General features: G+C 65.8%; 21 protein-coding genes and 1 riboswitch. Of the genes, 16 read left to right on the top strand and 5 right to left on the bottom strand.

Annotated elements, in window-relative coordinates; translation table 11 throughout:
• Positions 1–112: 112 nt before the first annotated feature.
• From rpmH to ACODS0_RS08885, 7 genes are all read left to right on the top strand, one after another.
• Positions 113–247 carry a 50S ribosomal protein L34 gene (rpmH, locus tag ACODS0_RS08915; RefSeq protein WP_005798102.1) on the top strand — a complete coding sequence of 45 codons (135 nt, stop codon included), beginning with the start codon at positions 113–115 and terminating at the stop codon, positions 245–247.
• 73 nt (positions 248–320) lie between these two features.
• Positions 321–836, top strand: coding sequence for a ribonuclease P protein component (locus ACODS0_RS08910; RefSeq protein ID WP_488834353.1), 516 nt, complete (start codon positions 321–323; stop codon positions 834–836).
• Positions 833–1,126 (top strand): membrane protein insertion efficiency factor YidD, encoded by a 294-nt coding sequence (gene yidD / locus ACODS0_RS08905; protein ID WP_055401258.1) that lies wholly within the window; start codon positions 833–835, stop codon positions 1,124–1,126. The genes ACODS0_RS08910 and yidD overlap by 4 nt, the downstream gene beginning before the upstream one ends.
• Positions 1,123–2,832: a membrane protein insertase YidC gene (yidC, locus tag ACODS0_RS08900; protein ID WP_121421705.1), complete on the top strand. Its 1,710-nt coding sequence runs from the start codon at positions 1,123–1,125 to the stop codon at positions 2,830–2,832. The genes yidD and yidC overlap by 4 nt, the downstream gene beginning before the upstream one ends.
• Before the next feature lie 147 nt (positions 2,833–2,979).
• Positions 2,980–4,404 (top strand): tRNA uridine-5-carboxymethylaminomethyl(34) synthesis GTPase MnmE, encoded by a 1,425-nt coding sequence (gene mnmE / locus ACODS0_RS08895; protein WP_207401975.1) that lies wholly within the window; start codon positions 2,980–2,982, stop codon positions 4,402–4,404.
• 143 nt (positions 4,405–4,547) lie between these two features.
• Positions 4,548–5,039, top strand: coding sequence for a Crp/Fnr family transcriptional regulator (locus ACODS0_RS08890; protein WP_055401233.1), 492 nt, complete (start codon positions 4,548–4,550; stop codon positions 5,037–5,039).
• Positions 5,040–5,149: 110 nt separating this feature from the next.
• Positions 5,150–6,067 (top strand): hypothetical protein, encoded by a 918-nt coding sequence (locus tag ACODS0_RS08885; RefSeq protein WP_055401235.1) that lies wholly within the window; start codon positions 5,150–5,152, stop codon positions 6,065–6,067.
• Between the two features lie 45 nt (positions 6,068–6,112).
• Here the strand turns inward: ACODS0_RS08885 and ACODS0_RS08880 are convergent, their stop codons facing one another.
• Positions 6,113–6,667, bottom strand: a complete 555-nt coding sequence (locus tag ACODS0_RS08880) for an adenine phosphoribosyltransferase (protein ID WP_121421703.1) — start codon at positions 6,665–6,667, stop codon at positions 6,113–6,115.
• A gap of 194 nt (positions 6,668–6,861) precedes the next feature.
• On the opposite strand from ACODS0_RS08880, the gene ACODS0_RS08875 reads away from it, so the two are divergent.
• Positions 6,862–9,915, top strand: coding sequence for an EAL domain-containing protein (locus ACODS0_RS08875; protein ID WP_488834347.1), 3,054 nt, complete (start codon positions 6,862–6,864; stop codon positions 9,913–9,915).
• Positions 9,916–10,131: 216 nt separating this feature from the next.
• On the opposite strand, the gene ACODS0_RS08870 is transcribed toward ACODS0_RS08875, so the two are convergent.
• Positions 10,132–12,117, bottom strand: coding sequence for a monovalent cation:proton antiporter family protein (locus tag ACODS0_RS08870; RefSeq protein ID WP_055401241.1), 1,986 nt, complete (start codon positions 12,115–12,117; stop codon positions 10,132–10,134).
• Between the two features lie 125 nt (positions 12,118–12,242).
• Between ACODS0_RS08870 and ACODS0_RS08865 the strand changes: the two genes are divergently transcribed.
• The 4 genes from ACODS0_RS08865 to ACODS0_RS08850 all read left to right on the top strand — a co-directional run bounded on the left by ACODS0_RS08865 (position 12,243) and on the right by ACODS0_RS08850 (position 15,426).
• Entirely contained in the window at positions 12,243–13,244 is a 1,002-nt protein-coding gene (locus ACODS0_RS08865; RefSeq protein ID WP_228897095.1) for a KpsF/GutQ family sugar-phosphate isomerase, read from the top strand.
• A 120-nt stretch (positions 13,245–13,364) separates the two neighbouring features.
• A complete protein-coding gene (locus ACODS0_RS08860) occupies positions 13,365–13,928 on the top strand; it encodes a KdsC family phosphatase (protein WP_436129439.1) in 564 nt (187 codons plus the stop codon).
• A gap of 67 nt (positions 13,929–13,995) precedes the next feature.
• Positions 13,996–14,619 (top strand): LPS export ABC transporter periplasmic protein LptC, encoded by a 624-nt coding sequence (gene lptC / locus ACODS0_RS08855; protein WP_121421699.1) that lies wholly within the window; start codon positions 13,996–13,998, stop codon positions 14,617–14,619.
• A gap of 27 nt (positions 14,620–14,646) precedes the next feature.
• On the top strand, positions 14,647–15,426 hold the full coding sequence (locus ACODS0_RS08850; protein WP_218300754.1) for an SDR family oxidoreductase: 780 nt from the start codon (positions 14,647–14,649) through the stop codon (positions 15,424–15,426).
• A 132-nt stretch (positions 15,427–15,558) separates the two neighbouring features.
• On the opposite strand, the gene rbp (ACODS0_RS08845) is transcribed toward ACODS0_RS08850, so the two are convergent.
• Both rbp (ACODS0_RS08845) and rbp (ACODS0_RS08840) read right to left on the bottom strand, forming a co-directional pair.
• Positions 15,559–16,086 (bottom strand): RNA-binding regulator, encoded by a 528-nt coding sequence (rbp, locus tag ACODS0_RS08845; protein WP_488834342.1) that lies wholly within the window; start codon positions 16,084–16,086, stop codon positions 15,559–15,561.
• A 272-nt stretch (positions 16,087–16,358) separates the two neighbouring features.
• Positions 16,359–16,748 (bottom strand): RNA-binding regulator, encoded by a 390-nt coding sequence (gene rbp, locus ACODS0_RS08840; protein WP_057271457.1) that lies wholly within the window; start codon positions 16,746–16,748, stop codon positions 16,359–16,361.
• A gap of 333 nt (positions 16,749–17,081) precedes the next feature.
• Positions 17,082–17,274: riboswitch (yybP-ykoY riboswitch) on the top strand.
• 9 nt (positions 17,275–17,283) lie between these two features.
• On the opposite strand from rbp (ACODS0_RS08840), the gene ACODS0_RS08835 reads away from it, so the two are divergent.
• From ACODS0_RS08835 to ACODS0_RS08820, 4 genes are all read left to right on the top strand, one after another.
• Positions 17,284–17,850: a TMEM165/GDT1 family protein gene (locus tag ACODS0_RS08835; protein WP_121421696.1), complete on the top strand. Its 567-nt coding sequence runs from the start codon at positions 17,284–17,286 to the stop codon at positions 17,848–17,850.
• Positions 17,851–17,982: 132 nt separating this feature from the next.
• Positions 17,983–19,113 (top strand): homoserine O-succinyltransferase MetX, encoded by a 1,131-nt coding sequence (gene metX, locus ACODS0_RS08830; RefSeq protein WP_488834338.1) that lies wholly within the window; start codon positions 17,983–17,985, stop codon positions 19,111–19,113.
• A complete protein-coding gene (gene metW / locus ACODS0_RS08825) occupies positions 19,110–19,694 on the top strand; it encodes a methionine biosynthesis protein MetW (RefSeq protein WP_108498592.1) in 585 nt (194 codons plus the stop codon). Before metX ends, metW begins: the two co-directional genes overlap by 4 nt.
• Before the next feature lie 83 nt (positions 19,695–19,777).
• The gene (locus ACODS0_RS08820) at positions 19,778–20,914 is read left to right on the top strand and encodes a glycerophosphodiester phosphodiesterase (protein WP_488834336.1); all 1,137 of its coding nucleotides are present in this window, start codon (positions 19,778–19,780) and stop codon (positions 20,912–20,914) included.
• On the opposite strand, the gene ACODS0_RS08815 is transcribed toward ACODS0_RS08820, so the two are convergent.
• Complete coding sequence (locus tag ACODS0_RS08815) at positions 20,892–21,533, bottom strand: NAD(P)H-dependent oxidoreductase (protein ID WP_488834333.1); 642 nt, start codon at positions 21,531–21,533, stop codon at positions 20,892–20,894. The genes ACODS0_RS08820 and ACODS0_RS08815 overlap by 23 nt on opposite strands.
• Positions 21,534–21,551 lie beyond the last annotated feature (18 nt).

Genomic DNA, 21,551 nt, shown 5'->3' with positions numbered 1-21,551 from the left:
TATTTCTGCCCCGTGGATCTGCCGCCAAAGTCCTGTTGTACAGGGCGTGGCTGCGCAGATTGCAGGGGGTTCAAGAGCAGCAGTCCGGAACTGAACCTCAAGGAATAGCACCATGAAACGTACTTATCAGCCCTCCAAGACGCGCCGCGCGCGCACCCACGGTTTCCTCGTCCGCATGAAGACCCGCGGCGGCCGTGCCGTTATCAACGCACGCCGCGCCAAGGGCCGCAAGCGCCTGGCCGTCTAAGGCCGCTACGGTCTACGGCCTGCTCCCCGCCTGTTCCCGGCTTGTACCGCCAGGTTCCAAACGGGGCGCTTGCATGCACAGGCTGAAAACCCGTCCGCAGTTCCAGGCCACCATGGCGGGGGGCACTGTCTCCCGTACAGTGCATTTTGTGCTGCACCGTCTGGTGCTGGATGCCGAAGGTGCTGCGGCTGACCGCCAAGCCAGTGCTGCTTTACCCACAGGGCCCGGCTCCTTGCCACAACAGCAAGGGCCGCAGGCCCTGTTTGCCGTGCAGGGCGTCTGGCTGGGTGCCATGGTGCCCAAGCGCTGGGCGCGCCGCGCGGTGACGCGCAACACCATCAAGCGACAGATCTACACCGTGGGCGCCACGTTTGAAGCGCGGCTCCCGCAGGCCGCCCATGTGGTGCGTCTGCGCACGGCGTTTGACCGCAAGCAGTTCGTGAGCGCTACGTCCGACCAGCTCAAGCAGGCGGTGCGGGCAGAGCTGCTGCAGCTGTTTGGCTACGCCGCACGGCGTGCAGGTGGGGCCGGTGCTGCTGCCCCTGCGCAGCAACAAGGTGGTGTTGCAGAGCCGGTGGTGCCATGCTGATGCAGCGCCTCTTGATCGGTGTCGTCAAGGGCTACCGGCTGTTCCTGAGCCCTTGGCTGGGTTCGTCGTGCCGGTTTGAACCGACCTGCTCGGCCTATTCGCTACAGGCGCTGGAGCAGCATGGCGCTGCGGCGGGTAGCTATCTCACGGTGCGCAGGCTGGTACGCTGCCACCCCTGGTGTGACGGGGGCCATGACCCGGTCCCGCAACAATTGCCGCGCAGCATGCGGCTTTTCTCGCGGCTTCATCCTTCCAACACCCAACCATCCTCACCAAAGAAGTCTTCATGAACGACATTCGCCGCACCATCCTGTGGGTGATTTTTGGCTTTTCCATGGTTCTGCTGTGGGACAAGTGGCAGCTGCACAACGGCAACAAGGCCACCTTTTTCCCCACCACGCCCGCCGTGACGGCACCCGCCGCTGCTGGCGCTGCGTCGGGTGCGACCGGGGCTGCCAGCGTGCCTTCCACGAGTGCACCCGTGGCCGCTGCAGCGACGGGGGCCTCCGCCGTGCCGGGCCAGCCAGCGGCTGCTGCGGCAGCACCTGCCCCCCGCGAGCGCATCGAAGTCAAGACCGACCTGTATCGCCTAGTGTTTGACAGCGAAGGCGGCTCGCTCACGCATGCCGAGCTGCTCAAGCACGCCGACATGGCCGACAAGGCCCGCAATTTCCTGTTGCTCGACGAAAGCGCCCAGCGCGTTTATGTGGCGCAAACCGGCCTGATCGGTGGCACGTTCCCCACCCACAAGACCGCCATGACCGTGGTGCCCGGCCCGCGTGAACTCAAGGACGGTGAAGATGAAATCAGCGTTCGCTTCGAATCGCCTGCACAGGGCGGCGTGAAGCTGGTCAAGACCTGGACCATCAAACGTGGCGCCTATGACATCGCGGTCAAGCACGACATCGTCAATACGGGCAGCGCGGCGGTGTCGCCCCAGTTGTACCTGCAATTGGTGCGCGATGGCAACAAGCCTCCCGGAGAGTCGTCGTTCTACTCCACCTTCACCGGCCCGGCCGTCTACACCGACGCCAAGAAGTACCAGAAGATCGAGTTCAAGGACATCGACAACGGCAAGATCGACATCCCCAAGGACTCGCCCAACGGCTACGTGGCCATGGTGCAGCATTACTTCGCCACAGCATGGCTGCTGGCCGACGGTGTGCAGCGCGAGCCCTTCACCCGCAAGGTGGACACCAACCTGTACTCCGTGGGTATGCTGACCTCGCTGGGCGCCATCGAGCCCGGTGCCACCAAGACCATCGATGCGCGCCTGTTCGCTGGCCCGCAGGTCGAAACGATGATGGAAAAGCTGTACCCCGGCCTGGAGCTGGTCAAGGACTATGGCTGGCTCACCATCCTGTCCAAGCCGCTGTACTGGCTGCTGGACCAGCTGCACAAGCTGCTGAACAACTGGGGCTGGTCCATCGTCGCCCTGGTGCTGCTGCTCAAGATCGCGTTCTACTGGCTCAATGCCAAGGCCTACGCCAGCATGGCCAAGATGAAGGCCATCAACCCCAAGATCATGGAGATGCGCGAGCGCCTGAAGGACAAGCCGCAGCAGATGCAGCAGGAGATGATGCGCATCTACCGCGAGGAAAAGGTCAACCCCATGGGTGGTTGCTTCCCCATCATGATCCAGATCCCCGTGTTCATTGCGCTGTACTGGGTGCTGCTGTCCAGCGTTGAGATGCGCAACGCGCCCTGGATCGGCTGGATTCACGATCTGTCGACGCCTGACCCGTTCTTCATCCTGCCGCTGTTGATGACCGCCAGCTCGCTGCTGCAGACAGCCCTGAACCCCGCGCCGCCAGACCCGATGCAGGCCAAGATGATGTGGTTCATGCCGCTGATCTTCAGCGTGATGTTCTTCTTCTTCCCGGCCGGCCTGGTGCTGTACTGGCTGACCAACAACATCCTGTCGATTGCGCAGCAGTGGCTCATCAACACCCGCATGGGCGTGCCACCGCAGTTCAACCTGCCAAAATTTAAGTAACCCCCTGAGCGGCTGCGCCGCTTCCCCCTTTCTCTCGCGCTGCGCGCGGGAAGGGGGACGACACCAGCGCGGCGGGGCGGCCCTTGCGCGGTGTCTCGCGCTTGGGCCGCGCCAATTTTTGGCGCTCTCTTCCCAAAATCGCCGCACATGCTTGCCCGCCACCAAGACCCCATCGTCGCCATTGCCACCGCCCCGGGGCGTGGGGCCGTCGGCATCGTGCGCGTGTCAGGGCGCGGGTTGGATGCGCTGGTGCAGGCGGTTTGCGGGCGCACCCTCAAGCCCCGCGAGGCCACCTACCTGCCCTTTCGCGATGCGCAGGGCCAGGCCATCGACCAGGGGCTGGCGCTGTACTTTCCCGGCCCGCACAGCTACACCGGCGAAGACGTGCTGGAGCTGCAGGCCCACGGCGGCCCGGTGGTGCTGCAACTGCTGCTGGCACGCTGCCTGGAGGCGGGTGCCGCCACCGACCCCGCTACCGGCCAGCCCAATCTGCGCGGCTTGCGCGTCGCCCAGCCGGGCGAGTTCACCGAGCGCGCCTTTCTGAACGACAAGATCGACCTGGCCCAGGCCGAGGCGATTGCCGACCTGATCGACGCCAGCACCGAGGCGGCTGCCCGCAGCGCCAGCCGCTCGCTGACCGGGGCTTTTTCGGCTGAGATCCATGGCCTGCGTGATGCCCTCATCCACCTGCGCATGCTGGTGGAGGCCACGCTGGACTTCCCTGAGGAAGAAATCGACTTCCTGCGCAAGGCAGATGCGCATGGACAGCTATCGAATTTGCAGCAAACATTGGCCTCGGTGATGCAGCGGGCGCGCCAGGGCGCGCTGCTGCGCGAGGGCATCAAGGTGGTGATCGCAGGCCAGCCCAATGCCGGTAAAAGCTCGTTGCTCAACGCGCTGGCGGGGGCCGAGCTGGCCATCGTCACCCCCATTGCAGGCACCACCCGCGACAAGGTGCAGCAGACCATCCAGATCGAAGGTGTGCCCCTGCACATCATCGACACCGCCGGCCTGCGCGACAGCGAGGACGAGGTGGAGCGCATCGGCATCGCCCGCGCCTGGGACGAAATTGCCGGGGCCGACGCGGTGCTGTTCCTGCATGACCTGGAGCGTGCGGATGCTCCTGAATACATAGCTGGTGACGCCGATATAGCAAACGCGATGGCCCAAAAAATGCCCAAGAGCATTCCCGTGATTGACGTCTGGAACAAGCTCGACCGGGCGCCAGGGGCGGCTGCGGCGGCGGGTGAAAACGCCCGGCCTGGCGTGCACCTGTCTGCCCGGACGGGCGAGGGGCTGGATGGCCTGCGGCGCCTGCTTCTGGAAGTAGCCGGCTGGCAGTCCGCGCCGGAAGGCCTCTACATTGCCCGCGCCCGGCATGTGGAGGCACTGCAGGCCGTGGGGGCTCACCTGCAGGAGGCGGCCGACCAGCTGCAGGCCCAGGGCCCGGCGCTGGATCTGTTGGCCGAAGAGTTGCGCCTGGCTCAGAATGCCCTCAGCGCCATCACCGGCGAGTTCAGCTCGGATGACCTGCTGGGCGTCATTTTTTCCAGTTTCTGTATTGGCAAATAGGTCCGCAGAAGTGCGACTGTTCGTGCAGTTTGAACGGGCTGGCCTCCGACCAGGGCGCACAGGCCGCCGCCTGTCGCTTATGTTGTAAATGGACGTAAACAGCGCTTGTGCGCAATCTGTAACAAGGGTACTTTCGGCAAACCATGAATGTTCCCACGCCTGTTGTTTCCAAGGTAGACCTGCAAGGTCTGATCGATGCCATCGCACAGGCCAGTGCCGACGACAGCATGACCAACCCGCTGACCCAGGCGCAGTGGGACATCCTCTCGTCTTACCTTCTGCCCGTGGTCATGCCCGCCGGACAGGTGTTGTTCACGCAGGGCGCTACAGACCGCACCTTGTACCTGGTGGAAAGCGGCAGCCTGAGCGTGCACTACCAGGACGAAAAAGAGCGCTTGCGTCTGGCGATCGTCGGGGCAGGCTCCGTGGTGGGCGAAGGTGCGTTTTTCTCGCACCGCTCCCGTAGCGCCACCGTGCAGGCCAGCGCGCCCTGCAAGCTGTGGAGCCTGACCGCCATCCGCTTCACCGAACTTTCCATCCGCCAGCCTGCCATTGCGCTGGGTCTGGTGATGGCCGCTGGTGCGGTACTGGCCAAGCGGCTGGGCAATCGCCGCCGCCGCGTTGCTGCCACCTGACAGACCACCGATGTGGTGGTGGCCTGCGGGCTTTTGCGGGGCAAGAATGGGTGTACAGCAAGTTACACTCAATTTGGATTTTTCTGGCGCCGTCCCGTAGAAAGCAAGCCATGTCTCTGTTCAGTTGGTTTAGCCGCAAACCTGCTCCCCCCAAGCCCCGGCCCATGGCCGAACCGTCGGGCCTGTTGAATGCCGATGCCACGGTACCGCTCTCGCCAGGCCGCCAGGGCAAACCGCTGGTGGAGCCCCTGCCTCCCGAGCACGCCGCCAACCGCAAGAACGAACGCATGGAGCGCCGCGAGCTGCTCTACACGGTGGTCCGCGACGCGATGGTGCGGGCCGGTGTGCTGTCGGCCAGCTACAAGTTCAAGGTGCTGTCGCTGGACCAGCGGGGGCGCCAGTTTCTGGTCATGATGGACCTGGCGCGTGAATACGGTGGAGAAACTGTGCGCCTGTCCGAAATCGAGGCGCTGATTGCCCAGACGGCCAAAACCCGCTACGACATCCTGGTAACCGCCGTGTACTGGCGCATCAATGACCACGTGGCAGTGGGTATCCCCCAGAAGGGGGTTGCGCCCCAGGGGGCTTCCCTGCAGGCAGCGCCACCGCTGGCCCGGCGGCCGGTTCCGGTGGCTACGGCACCCGCTCCGGTGGTGGCCACCCCGGCCCGCCCGGTGGCGCCCGTGCCGACAGCCGCCGCCACGGCCCCCGCGCCACTGCGCCCTCCCCTGGCTGCTCCGGCGGTTGCGCCTGCTGCGGCGCCCACTGCGCCCGCCGCCGCACCACGCCCAGCACCACGGTACGAACCCATCGAGGCGGACGAAGTGGCGGCGTTCAAGCGCGCCCTGGCCTCGGCGGCAGGCACCACCGCCGCAGTGCCGCTGGCAGCGGCCAAGCCCGGTGTGCCTGTGCGTTCGGGGCCTTTGCTGCCGCCTTCGCAGCCTACGGGGTTTGAAGACACCGAAATGCCCGGGTCCGATGGCCCCGCGCCGGACCTGAGCAGCACCCAGTACGGCGAGCTGAACTGAACTGACCCTGCGGGCCGCAGCACGTCGGACTCTGGGCGGCCGTGATCAGTGGCCCTCGAAGTCCACCAGCGTGTACAGCGGCAGGCCGGATTCGCGCAGCCGTTTGGAGCCTCCCAGCTCGGGCAGGTCCACGATGGCGGCGCCCTCGGTCACCGTCGCGCCCAGTTTCTCCAGCAGCTTGCGGCCCGCCATCATCGTGCCGCCCGTGGCAATGAGGTCATCGATCAGCAGCACGCGGTCGCCTGCCTTTACGGCGTCGGTGTGCAGCTCCACCGTGGCGCTGCCGTATTCAAGTTCATAGGTTTCCTCCACCGTGGTGAAGGGCAGCTTGCCCTTCTTGCGGATGGGCACAAAACCCACGTTGAGTTCATAGGCCACCACGGCACCCAGGATGAAGCCGCGTGCATCCAGCCCGGCCACCACATCCGGGCGCAGCGCCTTGTCCATGTAGCGGTGCACAAAGGCGTCGATCAGCACGCGGAACACCTTGGGGTCCTGCAGCAGCGGGGTGATGTCCCGGAACTGCACCCCGGGCGCGGGCCAGTCGGGTACGGTGCGGATGTGCTGGCGGAGGTATTCGTTGACGCTGAGTGGCTGCATGGGGTCGAGGGGGTAAAGAAAGGCTGCACGCGCAAACGTGCGCAGGCCAAAGGCCGTTGTGGGGCAAAGTGTATCCAGGTGGGGGTGGGTGCCCTGGGGGTGTGCCCGGAGCGCTGCAAGCCCCCATAATGTTTCCGTGCTGTTACACCCTTGGTAACGCCCCCCGTTGGACCACTCCACAACGCCGATCGGCCATGCCCATCTCCATCCTGCTGATCGAAAGCGATCACCACCACGCGCAGGCGGTGGTGGATGCGCTCGCAGACCCCTGGTCCGGCTGGCGGGTGGATGTGGCTCAGTCGCTGGCGCAGGCCCGGGACCACCTGGAGCACAGCAGGCCGGACATTGTGCTGGCGGCGCAGCGCAGCGTCGATGGCTCGGCCTTTGACCTGCTGCGGCTGCTCGATGGCGTCCCGGCCATGATCATCGTGCGCAAGGGCGCCGAGACCCATGCGGCCCAGGCCCTGCGCCACGGCTTTGATGACTATGCTGTGCAGGACCCTGCGCTGGACTATCTGCTGACCCTGCCCGCGCAGATCGATGCGGTGCTGGAGCGCAGTTCCAGCGCCCGTGCCCGGCTGGTGGCAGAGGCCATGCTGACGCGCCAGCACCGGTTGCTGCAGGCGATATCGCTTGCGCAGGCCATGTTCATCGCCAGTTCGGGCCCGCGCGCCGCGTTCGAGGCCCTACTCAAGGAGCTGATGTCGCTCACGCAAAGTGCCTTTGGCCTGGTGGGCCAGGTACAACGTGCCGCCGACGGGCATCCCTTCCTGCGGGTGCATGCGATGACGGACATCAGTTGGGACGAGGCCTCCCATGCCCTCTATGCCCAGCACGCAGAAGAAGGCATGGTGTTCGACAACCTGCAGTCCCTGGTAGGCGCGGCGCTGGTGTCGGGCGAGCCGGTGCTCACCAACGATGCAGGCCACGACACGCGCAGCGCGGGCACGCCCCCGGGCCATCCCCCGCTGCACACCTATCTGGGGCTGCCCATCCATGCGGCGGGCGAACTGGTGGCCATGGTGGGCCTGGCCAATCGGCCCGAGGGGTATTCGGCGGCAGACGTGCAGTTTCTCCAGCCCCTGCTCAACACCGTGGGCCAGCTGGAAATGGCCCGCCGAGCCGAGCTGGCGCGCAGCGCGGTTGAGGTGGAACTCGCGCGCACCAGCGCGTTGCTGGCCGAGAAGACGCGCGCCCTCGAAGGCACGCTGGCCAGCGTGTCGCAAGGCATTACCAACGTGGATGCGGAGGGACGTATCCGCGTCTACAACCGGCGCTATCTGGAGCTGCTCGACCTGCCCGAATCCCTGCTGGCCGCCCAGCCCAAAGTCGAGGACGTGGTGCGGTTTCAGACCGAACGGGGCGATTTCGGCACCGGATTTGAGCTGATAGAACCCACAGCGCGCAACTATGTGGCGTCGGAATATGCGGCCCACGGTGGCAAGCTCACCATGCCGGACACCTATGTGCGGCGCACCCACAACGGCCGCTACATCGAAGTGCGCACCCGGGCCCTGGAGCCAGGGGGGCGCGTGCGCACTTTCACGGACGTGACCGACTACCTGAGCACCCTGGAGGCCTTGCGCCTGAGCGAATCGCGCTGGCGCAGCCTCACCCACCTGTCCTCCGACTGGTACTGGGAGCAGGATGCGCAGTTCCGCTTTGTGCGCCTGGACGGCAACCCCTACAACGATGCCGGTGTACCCGACGAGATGCACTACGGGCGCACGCGCTGGGAGCTGCCCAATACCTTTGTGAGCGAGGGCCAATGGCGGGAGCACCGCAGGCAACTGGAGGCGCACGAGGTGTTCCACGACTTTGAAATGCAACGTCTGACCGAAGACGGAAAGCCCGTGTGGGTCTCCATCAGCGGGGAGCCCATCTTTGATGGTGCCGGCCAGTTCACGGGCTACCGGGGCGTGGCGCGCGACATCACCGAACGCAAGCTGGCCGAGGCCGAGATCCAGCGCCTGGCCTTCTATGACGAACTCACCGGCCTTCCCAATCGGCGGCTGCTCATGGACCGGCTGGACCGCGCGGCCAACGCGTGTGCGCGGGAGGGATGCCACGGGGCTTTGCTGTTCCTGGACCTCGACAACTTCAAGGGCATCAACGACACCATGGGCCACGAGTGGGGAGACCGGCTGCTCGTGCAGGTGGGCGGGCGCATCGGCGCGTGCGTCCGCGCCACCGACACGGTGGCGCGTTTGGGTGGCGACGAGTTCGTGGTGGTGCTGCAGGGCCTCCACGCCGAGGTGGACGTTGCGGCCGCCGAAGCCGAGGCCGTGGCGCAAAAGGTGCTGGCGGCGCTGAACGAGCCCTACGTGGTGCAAAACAGCGAAGTGCACAGCACGCCCAGCATCGGCATTGCCCTTTTTCGCGGTGTGCAGCTGCCCGTGCAGGAGCTGCTCCAGCGCGCCGATCTGGCCATGTACCAGGCCAAGGCGCAGGGCCGCAACACGCTGTGTTTCTTTGACCCCGCCATGCAGGCGGCGGCGTCTGCGAGGTCGGCGCTGGAAGGCGACATGCGGCAGGGCATTCTGCGCAATGAGTTCCTGCTGCATTACCAGCCGGTGGTGGACGAGGCCGGCAAGGTGCTGGGGGCCGAGGCGCTGGTGCGCTGGAACCACCCGCAGCGCGGCATGGTGCCTCCCGGCGACTTCATCTCCCTGGCAGAGCAGACCGGACTGATCCTGGCGCTAGGGCGCCAGGTGCTGACCATGGCCTGCCGCCAGCTGGCGCTCTGGGCAACAGCGCCGCACACTGCGGACTGGACCGTGGCCGTGAACGTGAGCGCGCAGGAGTTTCGCCAACCCGGCTTTGCCGACGAAGTGCTCAGCGTGCTGCGCGATTGCGGGGCGGACCCGGCCCACCTCAAGCTCGAACTGACCGAAAGCCTGCTGCTGCATGACGTGGAAGACAGCATCCTCAAGATGCAGGCACTGCGCACGCTCGGCGTGGGCTTCTCGCTGGACGACTTTGGCACGGGCTATTCGAGCCTGAGCTACCTCAAGCGCCTGCCACTGGACCAGCTCAAAATCGACCAGAGCTTTGTGCGCGACGTGCTCACCGACCCCAACGACGCCACCATCGCCTGCACCATCATCACCCTGGCCCACAGCCTGGGCCTGGACGTGGTGGCCGAAGGGGTGGAAACCGAAGGGCAGCGCGCGTTCCTGTTGCGCAACGGTTGCCAGCAGTTCCAGGGCTATCTGTTCGGGCGGCCAGGGCCCGCCGAGCTTTTGTAGTTTGCTATTAAATATATAGCTATTGACGCTTGATAGATAAGCGCTAGGGCCATATTTAGTTCAAATTTTGGCGCCAGCCTCAGCCACTGGCACGCACTAGGCGAGAGATGCCAAGCAAGGGCCGCCCCGCAGCGAGGGCATCGTCCCCCTTCCCGGAGCGCGTAGCGCTTAGAGAGAAGGGGGAAGGCACGCAGTGCCTCAGGGGGATGTACCCTGCTACCCCCGTAACAACTTGTCCTCCGCCAGTGCCAGCGCCGCCGGGTGCCCTGAGAGCACCAGCGTGTCGCCTTCGGCCAGCTGTGCGTCGTCCTCCGCTGCGCTGATGTGGCCGTTGCCACGCCGCAGGTTCACCACCCGAACGCCCATGGCGGGCAGGGCCAGCTGGCCCAGGCTGCGGCCCAGGGCTGTGGAGCCGGGCGGCAGGTTGATGGTGGACAGGCGTTCTTGGTCGCGCTCGTTGGCCGTGTCGTCGTCGGCGCCGTGGAAGTAGCCGCGCAGCAGGTTGTAGCGCGCATCGCGCTGGTCCTGCACTAGGCGCAGCACGCGGCGCATGGGCACGCCCACCAGGGCCAGCGCGTGGCTGGCGAGCATGAGCGAGCCTTCGATCGCCTCGGGCACGACCTCGGTGGCGCCCGCCTCTTGCAGCTTGTCCAGGTGCAGGTCGTCCTGCGTGCGCACCACCACGGGCACCTGCGGTGCGTGCGAGCGCGCGTTGGCCAGCACCTTCAGGGCGGCCGGCACGTCGATGTAGGTGATCGCCACCGCGCTGGCACGCACCAGGCCAGCGGCCATCAGCGCCTGCAGGCGGGTGGCGTCGCCATACACCACCGAATCGCCCGCAGCGGCGGCCTGGCGCACACGGTCCGGGTCCAGGTCCAGCGCCATGTAGGGGATGCCTTCATGCTCCAGCATTCGCGCCAGGTTTTGTCCGCAGCGGCCGTAGCCGCAGATGATCACGTGTTTGCTGGTGTTGATGGATTTGCGCGCGATGGACGTCATCTGCAGCGACTGCTGCAGCCAGTCGCTGGCCACCAGCTTCATCACGATGCGGTTGCTGTACATGATGAGAAACGGCGTCGCCAGCATGGACAGCACCATGGCCGCCAGGATGGGGTTCATCAGCGCGGGCTGCACCAGCCCGTTGGCCTGCGTGAGCGACAGCAGCACAAATCCGAACTCCCCCGCCTGGGCCAGGTAGAGCCCGGTGCGCAGGGCCACGCCCGTGGTGGCCCCCATGCTGCGGGCCAGCACCAGGATGATCCCCAGCTTGACCACCAGCGGCACCGTCAGCAGGGCCAGCACCAGCGCCCAGCGGTCCACCAGGATGTGCCAGTCCAGCATCATGCCGATGGTGATGAAAAACAGCCCCAGCAGCACATCGTGAAACGGGCGGATGTCCGTGCCCACCTGGTGCTTGTACTCTGTCTCGGACACCAGCACGCCCGCGATGAAGGCGCCCAGCGCCAGGCTCAGCCCCGCCAGTTCGGTCAGCCAGGCCAGGCCCAGCGTGATCAGCAGCAGGTTGAGCATGAACAGCTCCTCGCTCTTGCGCCGCGCCACCAGCGTGAGCCACCAGCGCATGAACCGCTGCCCGCCCGTGAGCAGAATGCCCACCAGCACCGTGGCCTTGACCAGCGCCCACGCCAGCGCGGTCAGCAGCTGGTCTGACGAGGAACTCAGCGCGGGGATCAACACCAGCAGCGGCACCACGGCCAGATCCTGGAACAGCAGAATACCCATCACGCGGCGGCCATGTTCGCTTTCGAGCTCGGCCCGCTCGGCCATGAGCTTGACCACAATGGCCGTACTGCTCATCGCCATCACGCCCGAGAGCGCCAGCGCCGTCTGCCAGCCCATATCCCACACGCCGCCCACCCAGCGGGAGAGCACCAGTGCCGCGCCGGTGACCACCACCATCGTCAGCACCACCTGCATCAGTCCCAGGCCGAACACCTGGCGCCGCATGGCGCGCAGCTTGGGCAGGCTGAACTCCAGCCCGATGGCGAACATCAGGAACACCACGCCAAACTCGCCCAGGTGCCGCACCCCTTCCGAGTTCTGCGTCAGCGCCAGCGCATGGGGGCCGATGAGCACCCCCGCAGCCAGGTAGCCGAGCATGGGTGGCAGCTTGAGGCTGCGGCAGACCACAACACCCAGCACTGCGGCCAACAGGTAAAGCAAGGTGAGGGCGAGTGAGGACATGGTTCGATGCTATCCGAGCCTTCCTGCGGCCCTCGGTGTTTTCTGTCCGAAGCAGGGTCCATGCCAGAGCCAGGGCAAAAAATCTGCCACCCGCGCAGGCATGCCCGGTCGATAGAATCCACCGGATGACCCCTGTGCCCGCCACGCTGCCCCCTTTTGACGCCGAACAGGCCCTGCGCCTGGCCCGCGAGACCTTTGACATTGAGGCGGCGGCGCTGACCGGGCTGGCGGCCCGCGTCGATGGCGTGTTTGCCGAGGCTGTGTTGATGGTGCTGCAGGCCCGTGGCCGTGTGGTGGTGATGGGCATGGGCAAAAGCGGCCACGTGGGCCGCAAGATTGCAGCCACGCTGGCATCTACGGGCACGCCAGCGTTTTTTGTGCACCCGGCCGAGGCCAGCCACGGCGATCTGGGCATGGTCACGGGCGACGACCTGGTCCTGGCGATCTCCAACAGCGGCGAAAGTGGTGAACTGACGGCCATCCTGCCCGTGCTCAAGCGCCTGGGCGCCCCGCTGATCGCGATGACCGGCGGGCTGCAGTCCACGCTCGCCCGCCATGCCGACCTGGTGCTCGACTGCAGCGTGGAGCGTGAGGCCTGCCCCCTGAACCTGGCCCCCACCGCCAGCACCACAGCCCAGCTGGCCATGGGCGACGCGCTGGCCGTGGCCCTGCTCGACGCCCGGGGCTTCCGCCCTGAAGACTTTGCCCGTTCGCACCCTGGCGGTGCGTTGGGGCGCAAGCTGCTCACCCATGTGAGCGATGTCATGCGCACCGGCAGCGAGGTGCCGCGTGTGGCTCCCGACGCCTCCTTCAGCGACCTCATGCGCGAAATGAGTGCCAAGGGCCTGGGCGCCTCGGCCGTCGTGGATGCCGCCGGCCAGGTGCTGGGGATCTTCACCGACGGCGACCTGCGCCGCCGCATCGAGGCCGGGGCCGACCTGCGCACTGCCACGGCGGGCCAGGTCATGCACCCCCACCCGCGCCGCATTGCCCCGGACGCCCTTGCGGTGGACGCCGCCGAAATGATGGAGGCGCATGCCATCACCAGCGTGCTGGTGGTGGATGCGGGAGGGGTGCTCACGGGGGTGGTGCACATCGGCGACCTGATGCGAGCCAAAGTCATATGACCTCACTTCAAATGACCCCCCTGAGTCGCTGCGCGCCTTCCCCCTTAGGGGACGCACCCGGTGGCCCGGCGAAGCCGGTTCCACGGGTGCACTGGTCTTGGCTGTGCCCGTTCGATCTGCATGCCCCTTATTGAAATGACCCTGCCCGTGCTGCAATTTCCCCCCGAGCTGCTGCTGCGCGCCCAAGGCGTGCGCATTGCCTTCTTCGATGTCGATGGCGTGCTGACCGATGGCGGCCTGTATTTCAGCGAATCGGGCGAAACGCTCAAGCGCTTCAATACGCTGGACGGGCATGGGCTCAAGCTGCTGCAAAAGGCAGGCATCACGCCTGCGGTCATCACGGGCCGCGACTCCGCACCGCTGCGCGTGCGCCTGAAGGCGCTGGGGGTCGAACACGCGGTGTTCGGCACCGAAGACAAACGCCCCGCCGCTGAACAGATGCTGGCCACGCTGGGGCTGGACTGGTCCCAGGCTGCTGCGATGGGTGACGACTGGCCCGACCTGCCGGTGATGCGCCGCAGTGCTTTTGCGTGCGCCCCGGCCAACGCCCAGGCCGAAGTGCGCCATGCCGCCCATTTTGTGACGCAGGCCCGGGGCGGCGATGGTGCCGCGCGCGAACTGTGTGATCTGCTGCTGGTGGCCTCGGGCCGCTATGCCGCACTGCTGGCGGAGTACACCGCATGAACCGGGGTTTTCTGCGCTCTTTCCCCACCTGCCAGGTTGTCGTGCCTGGCCCGGAGGCAACACCGTGATGCGCAACTGGGTCCGCCAGGGCTGGGAACAGTTCTCGCTCTATCTGCCCGTCGTGCTCATGGGGCTGCTGGCGCTGGGCACCTGGTGGCTGGTGCGCAACGCGCCCATGCCCCTGCTGCCTGCCATCGAGCGCCAACAAGGCAACCAGCCCGACTATTTCATGAAGTCGTTCTCGGTAAAAAGCTTTGACGCGAGCGGGCGCTTGCAAAGCGAAGTGCAGGGCGAAGAAGCGCGGCACTACCCCGACTCCGACACGCTGGAGATCGACAAAGCGCGCATGCGCTCGGTGACGCCGCAGGGCCGCCTCACCGTGGCCACGGCAGACCGCGCCCTGACCAACGCCGATGGCTCGGAGGTGCAGCTGTTTGGAAATGCCATCGTCACGCGCGAGCCCCTGCCCGCCAAGCCAGGGTCACCCGCCCAGCCTCGGCTGGAGTTCCGCAGCGAATTCCTGCACGCCTACACCAACACCGAACGCGTGCGTTCCGACAAGCCCGTCACCCTCACGCGCGGCAATGATCGCTTCACGGCCGACGGCATGGACTACGACAACCTCGACCAGGTGCTGCAGCTGCGCGGACGTGTGCGTGGCGTGCTCCAGCCCGGCGCGGCCAAACCCTAGTACGCGTTGCCCACGTCCGGAACCTGCATGACCACTCCCCTTGTCTTCATCACCGGCGCGTCCAGCGGCATCGGCCAGGCCCTGGCCCTGCGCTTTCACCGGTCGGGCTACCGCTTGGCCCTGGTGGCGCGCCGCACCTCTGAGGTCAAAACATGGGCTAGCGCTCAAGGAATAAGCGCTGACAGCTACGAAATTTATAGTGCAGATGTAGCCGTGACCGACAGCATCGTTGCTGCGGGCCGCGATTGCATCGCACGCCAAGGGGTGCCTGACGTGGTCATTGCCAATGCGGGTATCAGCGTGGGCATGGACACGGCAGTGCGCGACGACATCGACGTGATGGCACGCACCTTTGCCACCAACAACATCGGTGTGGCGGCCACCTTCCATCCCTTTGCGGACGCGATGGCGCAGCGTGGCAGCGGCACGCTGGTGGGCATCGGCAGCGTGGCAGGCATCCGTGGCCTGCCCGGGCATGGTGCGTATTGCGCCAGCAAGGCGGCCGTCATCAGCTACTGCGAGAGCCTGCGCGGGGAGATGCGCCCCCACGGAGTGCGTGTGGTCACCATTTCTCCGGGCTACATCGACACGCCGCTCACCCGCCAGAACCGCTACAGCATGCCGTTTCTGATGCAGGCCGATGATTTTGCGGACCGTGCCTTCCGGGCCATCACGGCCGGTGTCAGCTACCGGGTCATCCCCTGGCAAATGGGGGTGGTTGCCAAGTTGCTGCGCATGGTGCCGAACGTGCTGTTCGACAAGCTGCTGGCCGGGCGCCCGCGCAAGCGGCGGCAGAGCGAGCAGTAGCTCCTAGGTCCACCGGAGGTGGTTTTTGGCCGCCGGTTCGGGGCGGTCCTGGCTGCGATAGAAGCAAGACGTGGCGGTCGTGCATGAAAAAAGCCCCCGAGGGGGCTTTCAGAGAAACGTCACTGGCCTGCTTTAGTAGCCGTTGCCACCACCGCCACCATAGCCGCCACCACCGCCGTTGCGGCCACCGCCGTTGCGGGAGCCAGAGCCGTAGGGGCTGCGGAATCCGCCTTCGCTGCGGCCACCGCCGCCACCGCCGCCGTAACCGCCGCCACCCTCGCGGCCGCCGCCATAACCACCACCGCCGCCGCCTTCACGGCCACCGCCGTAACCGCCGCCACCACTGCGACCACCGCCGCCGCCGTAACCGCCACCACCGCCGCCAAATCCGCCACTGCGGGGTGGGCGGGGCTCCATGGGGCGTGCTTCGTTCACGACGATGCTGCGGCCACCCAGTGGCTGGCCATTCATGCCATTGATGGCGGCCTGGGCTTCCGCGTCACTGCCCATTTCCACGAAACCAAAGCCCTTGGAGCGGCCTGTGTCGCGCTCCATCATGACCTTGGCGCTGGTCACTGCGCCGAATTGGCCAAAGGCCTGTTCGAGATCGCTGTCGCGCACCGAGTACGGCAGGTTGCCGACGTACAGTTTGTTGCCCATTGAGGGACTCCTCAAAAACACATGGAAAAAGCGATGGAGTCCCGAAAACGCAGCCAGCTAATCTCAATGACGCTCTCAGCGCGAAACTGACGGATCACCGCAAACTTTAAGCGGGGGAAACCCCGCTGGCTCATTATGCGCCACACTTTTGCGGAAAAAGCAAGCGGCAATGCCGACTGTGGTGGCGATGCCGCGCAAGCATGAAAAAAGGAGCCCAGGGGCTCCTTTGTTTTGCCTTTGGCAGACCGCAAAGGTCTGCCAGCAAGGTCTTTTTAGTAGCTGCTACGGCCACCGCCGTAACCACCACCGCCGCCGCCGCCGCTACGGCCACCGCCGTAACCGCCGCCACCACCGCCGTAGCCGCCGCCACCACCATTGCCGCCGCCGAAGCCGCCGCTACGGGGAGCGCGGGGCTCCATGGGACGGGCTTCGTTGACCACGAGGTCACGGCCGCCGAAATTGGTGCCATGCACGCCTTGGATGGCGGCTTGGGCTTCAGCATCGCTGCCCATTTCGACAAAGCCGAAACCCTTGGAGCGGCCGGTGTCGCGCTCCATCATGACCTTGGCGCTGCCGACCGAGCCGTACTGGCTGAAGGTCTGTTGCAGATCTTCGTCGCGGAAAGAGTAGGGCAGGTTGCCCACGTAAAGTTTGTTGCCCATGAAGGACTCCTGAAAAAACACAAAAACGCGATGGAGTCCGACGCAATCAACAAACCTGTGACGACTTCAAAGACGCGAAACTGACCATTCACCGCTAAGCTAACTGCTTTCCTGCAAGCAGAAAAGCGAACCCATTATTAATCACTTTATGAGGCGTGTGGGGTTTATTTCTTGATCAAGCCATCCATCCTGCACAAATTTGTGGGTATTTCGGAGCGTGCAACGGCGGTTTTCAGGGGAAACCCGCGGGGTCTGAACAGCCACCCGAACCTGGCCCGTCGCCACCTTTCGGCAACCACCCGCCTGTTTTCCCTGTCGGAAGCAGGGTAAAATCCACGAGTCTTTGGGGAGTAGCCCGCCCGGCCGCGCAATGCGTCGGGGGCATGCGTCAACACACTTGGGTTCTTCGAAACCTATGGCGTATGCGGCTTTTGAGCTGGGCGAGACCATTGACTGCAAACCGATCCACATGGCCGGAGTCGGGGTGCAGTCAATGCGTTTTCCACCCATCCGGCCGGATAGGACCCCCTCCCCCATGGAAGCCTTCTTCATTTCTACCGCCATCGTCGCGCTCGCCGAGATGGGCGACAAGACGCAGCTGCTCGCGCTCGTGCTGGCCGCACGTTTTCGCAAACCCTGGCCGATCGTGCTTGGCATCCTGGTGGCGACCCTGGTGAACCACGGCCTGGCCGGGGCTTTGGGTGCCTGGGTGACCACGTTCCTCGGCCCCCAGGTACTGCGCTGGATCCTGGGTGCATCGTTCATCGCCATGGCGGTGTGGATGCTGATCCCCGACAAGCTGGACGAAGGCGAAGCCGACGGATCGCCACGCTGGGGGGTGTTTGGCACCACCGTGGTCGCATTCTTCCTGGCCGAAATGGGCGACAAGACCCAGATCGCCACCGTCATGCTGGCCGCGCAGTACAACGCCTACCTGTGGGTGGTGGCGGGCACCACGCTCGGCATGATGATCGCCAACGCGCCGGTGGTCTGGCTGGGCGAGCGCATCACTCGCCGCGTGCCCATTCGCGCCGTCCATGTGGTCTCGGCGGTGATTTTTCTGGTGCTGGGGTTGGTGGCGATCTTCACGCCCGCCGGGTGAGCAGCAGCGGCCGTTTTGGTATATTTGCCAGACGCGCCGATTTGCCACAGCTTGCGGGCGCTTTATAAATCCTGCTAAAGACCCGTCCGACACATCCGCCCGGCCTCGTTTTTAGCGACGCCGGGTTTTTTTATGTCGTTTTTTGCCACGCCCCAGTCCATGCATTTTCCGGAGGTGCTCCCGCTGCAAAGCGGTGCGTCCATCCGCGACTACCACCTGGCCTACGAGACCTACGGCACGCTCAATGCCGACCGCTCGAACGCCGTGCTCGTGTGCCACGCCCTCAATGCCTCGCACCACGTCGCGGGCGTCTACGCCGGGCAGGACAAGAGCGAGGGCTGGTGGGACAACATGATCGGCCCCGGCAAGCCCGTGGACACCGACCGCTTCTTCGTGATCGGCGTGAACAACCTGGGCTCCTGCTTTGGCTCCACCGGCCCCATGCACAACCATCCCGATACGGGCGAGGTCTATGGCGCGGACTTCCCGGTGGTCACGGTGGAAGACTGGGTCAACGCCCAGGCCCGCCTGCTCGACCGCCTGGGTATCGAGCAACTGGCCGCCGTGCTGGGTGGCAGCCTGGGCGGCATGCAGGCGCTGAGCTGGACGCTCCAGTACCCCGAGCGCATGCGCCACGCGGTGGTGGTGGCCAGCGCCCCCAACCTCACAGCCGAGAACATTGCCTTCAACGAAGTGGCCCGCCGCGCCATCGTGACCGACCCGGACTTCCACGGCGGCCACTTTTACCGCCACGGCGTGATTCCCAAGCGTGGCCTGCGCATCGCCCGCATGATTGGCCACATCACGTACCTGAGCGACGATGTGATGAACGAGAAATTCGGACGCCAATTGCGCGAAGGCCTGGAACTGAAATACAGCACCCAGGACATCGAGTTCCAGATCGAAAGCTACCTGCGCTACCAGGGCGACAAGTTCAGCGACTACTTCGATGCCAACACCTACCTGCTCATCACCCGGGCGCTGGACTACTTCGACCCCGCGCGCACCCATGCCGGCAACCTCACGCGGGCCCTGGCCCGGGCGCAGGCCAGGTTCCTGCTGGTGAGTTTCACCACCGACTGGCGCTTTTCGCCCAAGCGCAGCCGCGAGATCGTCAAGGCCCTGCTCGACAACCGCCGCAGCGTGAGCTACGCCGAGATCGACGCGCCCCACGGGCACGATGCCTTTTTGCTCGATGACGCCCGGTACATGGGCGTCATGCGCTCTTACTTCGATAGCATTTCCAAGGAGTTGCAAGCATGACCGAAAAAGCGGCGATGCAAGCCTTGGCGCGCCTGGTGCCCCCCGGCTCGCGCGTGCTCGACCTCGGTTGTGGCAACGGCGCCATGCTCGACTACCTGCAGCGCGAGCGCGGCTGCAGCGGCTATGGCGTGGAGATCGACGACGCCAACGTGCTGGCCTGCGTGCAGCGCGGGGTGGATGTGATCCAGCTCAACCTCGACGAGGGGCTGGCCATGTTCGACGACAACAGCTTTGACGTGGTGCTGCAGATCGACACGCTGCAGCACTTGCGCAATGCCGAAACCATGCTGCGCGAGACGGCGCGCGTGGGCCGTACCGGCGTGGTGGCGTTTCCCAACTTTGCGCACTGGCCCAACCGCTTGTCCATCCTGCGCGGGCGCATGCCCGTGACGCGGCGCCTGCCCTACCAGTGGTACGACACGCCCAACATCCGCGTGGGCACCTACAAGGATTTCGAAGTGCTGGCCACCAAGAACAGCCTGCGCATCCTGGATTCCTTCGGGCTGCAGGATGGACAGGAAGTGCGCTGGCTGCCCAACGCGCGCGCGGGCACGGCGGTCTTCCACTTCGAACACGCATAGCGCTTACCGGGGTGTACGCCCCGGCGACACACCGCTGTCAACCGCATCGGCTAAGGTGCGGGCTCCGTTTGTAGGAGACCCGCATGAAACGCATTGCACTGCGCGCCGTGACCGCTGCCGCGCTGTTGACCACCTGGGCGCTGGGCGCCGTGGCCCAGGCCTGGCCGCCCACCCCCACCGTCATTGCCCACCGGGGCGCATCGGCCCTGCGGCCGGAGCACACGCTCGCCGCGTACCAGAAGGCCATTGACGACGGCGCCGACATCATCGAGCCCGACCTGGTCATCACCAAGGACGGCGTGCTGGTGGCGCGGCACGAGAACGCCATCGCCATCCTGGGCGCCGATGGCTCTGTGAAGGAAGCCACCACCGACGTGGTGGACCGCCCCGAGTTTGCGGGCCGCAAAACCACCAAGACCATCGACGGCCAGGCCATCACCGGCTGGTTCACCGAAGACTTCACCCTGGCCGAGCTCAAAACCCTGCGCGCCCGCGAGCGCATCCCTGCGCAGCGCCCGGCCAACGTGGCCTATAACGGCCAGTTCGAGGTGCCCACCTTGCAGGAGGTGATCGACCTGGCCAAGGCGGCGACGGCCAAGACCGGTCGCACCATCGGCATCTACCCCGAGACCAAACACCCCACCTACTTCCAGTCCATCGGCCTGCCGCTGGAGGCGCCGCTGCTGGCCGTGCTGGAGAAAAACGGCTGGAACTACAAGGACGCGCCCGTGTTCGTGCAGTCCTTCGAGGTCAGCAACCTGCAGGCGATCCGCAAGCTCAGCAGCGTGCGTCTGGTGCAGCTGGTTGCCCCTTCGGGCCGGCCGTATGACTTTGTGGCCCAGGGCGCGGCCAACACGCGCGCTTATGCCGACCTGATCACGCCCGAGGGCCTGAAGCAGGTGGCCACCTACGCCAACGCCATTGGGCCATTCAAGACCCTGGTGGTGCCGGTGAAGGACGGTGTGCCCGGCGAGCCCATGCCGCTGGTCGCGCAGGCCCATGCCGCCGGGCTGGCAGTGCATATCTGGACGCTGCGGCCCGAAAACGCCTTCCTGCCCGCCGGTCTGAAGAAGGCGCCGATCACTGATGGCACCGTGCGCGGCGACAGCGTGGCCGAGATCACGGCCTATCTGCGCGCGGGCATCGACGGTTTCTTCACCGACGACTCGGCGGTGGGCCGTGCTGCAGTGCAGGCCTTCACGGCGAAGGCGACGAAGTAACAGGTGCCGGGCGCGGCTTGCCCGGCGCGGAGCGTGCCCCCTGGCGCAATCCCAGTTGCCGCGCCTTCTCCACCCACAGTGCCAACCGGTCGGCGCTGGCGCTGCGCACGAGGCCAAAGCTGTGCACCTGCACGGGCCGGATGCCGCAGAACTCCAGGATGGCCTTCTTCATCTGGTGGTGCCCCGGCATGCGCGTGACCCAGCGGAAGTACCAGGGCGGCGAGTCCATGGTCACCAGCAGCTCGGCCGATCGGCCGGTCAGCAGCTTGTCCCACAGCGATGAGCCTTTGCGGTACTTGAAGGCATAGCCGGGCAGCAGCACGCGGTCGATAAAACCCTTGAGCAGCGCGGGCATGGCGCCCCACCAGATGGGGTACACCCACACCAGGTGGTGCGCCCAGCTGATGTCGGCCTGCGCGGCCAGCAAATCGGGTTCCAGCGGCTGGGCAGCGCCATAGCCCTGGAACAGGGGGTTGAAGGTCAGCTGACCCACGTCCAGAAACCGCACCTGCGCCCCTGCGCGCCTGGCGCCCTCGGCATAGGCACGTGCCATGCCTGCGCACAGGCTCTCGGCGGTGGGGTGGCCCAGGATGACCAGAATGTTTTGTTGCTCTGCCACAGACGCTCCATCACGGTG

The sequence above is a fragment of the Acidovorax sp. FG60 genome, assembly GCF_057808995.1.
The sequence above is the reverse complement of the archived record's forward strand: the minus strand, read 5'-3'. Positions and strand labels throughout refer to the sequence as shown.